The organism is Bartonella refiksaydamii, assembly GCF_902652675.1.
Classification (GTDB): Bacteria; Pseudomonadota; Alphaproteobacteria; order Rhizobiales; family Rhizobiaceae; genus Bartonella; species Bartonella refiksaydamii.
Window position 1 is genome coordinate 1 of record NZ_LR736377.1, and the last position, 1,151, is coordinate 1,151.

The 1,151-nt window shown below is 43.9% G+C and carries 3 protein-coding genes and 1 pseudogene; all 4 read left to right on the forward strand.

Features of this window, described 5'->3' with window-relative positions:
• The coding region (locus GQO39_RS08585) for a phage major tail tube protein (protein ID WP_156851782.1) at positions 1-342 on the forward strand (342 nt) is incomplete at its 5' end.
• Between the two features lie 2 nt (positions 343-344).
• Positions 345-632, forward strand: a complete 288-nt coding sequence (locus GQO39_RS08590; RefSeq protein ID WP_156851783.1) for a phage tail assembly protein — start codon at positions 345-347, stop codon at positions 630-632.
• Positions 633-679: 47 nt separating this feature from the next.
• Complete coding sequence (locus GQO39_RS09365) at positions 680-742, forward strand: hypothetical protein (protein ID WP_234924827.1); 63 nt, start codon at positions 680-682, stop codon at positions 740-742.
• Positions 739-1,151, forward strand: a pseudogene (locus GQO39_RS08600) (phage tail protein); the annotation flags it as partial. The gene GQO39_RS09365 and the pseudogene GQO39_RS08600, both read left to right, overlap by 4 nt.

The following is a 1,151-nucleotide window of genomic DNA, read 5'->3' on the forward strand; positions in this document are numbered from 1 at the left end:
CTTGAAACTCTCATCCTCACCATGACCATTTCTGATTGTTCTCCAGAGTTGATGTCCCTGTTGGGACGCTCTGATGTTGACATCTCATTGAGAAGTTCAATGCAAGCTCAAGGCACACCGGCAAAAGGTGTTGTCATTACCATGAGAGGGTTATGCAAAGGCTTTGAAATGGCAGAATGGCAACCGGGCAGCAAAGCAACTTCTACAGCTACCTTCACATTGCAGTATTTCAAATATGTCCAGAAAGATATGGAAATTGTTGAGATAGATGTCCTCAACTTGGTGAGGAAATTCAATGGCGTTAATCAATTAGCAGAACATAAAAACTTTTTAGGAATGTAAAAATGACAGTACAAACAAGCATTACACATCAATTGCTTATCCCTGTTACCTTTGAAGGAAAAGAGCACACCACAATCACCTTACGGCGCCCCAAAACAAAAGACGTACAAGCAATCGATAAGAAGGAAGGCGTTGAACAAACAATCGCTATGGTTTCGCGCCTTTCGGAATGGCCACATGAGGCTGTTGGTGAACTCGATATTGATGATTTGGCAAGCATTGGGGAGATTTTGGAGTCTTTTATCAAGCGGCGGGAAACCTCGACTGGGAAACCGCCGCTAAACTCATAGCCGATATCGCCATTGTTTTTCATTGGTCTCTTCCAGACATGATGGAAATGGAACCGCAAGAACTCATATTCTGGCGAAAACAAGCAGCAGAAAGGTATAAGACAAAATGAGTAAAAAAGTTGCTGATGCAAAGGTGAAGTTGTCTCTTGAAGACGAACTTACCGCACCTCTTAAACGTGTACAAAAGCAATTCAATACATTGTCAAAAACACTCTCACAGAGATTGTGTATTCCGCGCTTTTCTGCTGCGGTAAAAAATATGACGGCAAGCCTTAAAGGCGTTCAGAGTGCTCTTGGCACAGCAGCAAGTCGTGCTTCAGTCTTTACCGGTGTTTTAGGGCTTGCTGGTGATGGGCTTGTAGCAAGCTTGACCGCCGTCACCATGAAAACCATGCATTTAGGAGATAGTCTTCACCATGCCTCTCGACATTTAGGCATGAGTGTCGCAGCGCTTCAATTATGGGGGGATGCAGCGGATAATTCAGGATATTCTGCCGAACTCTTTCAACAATCCTTAGC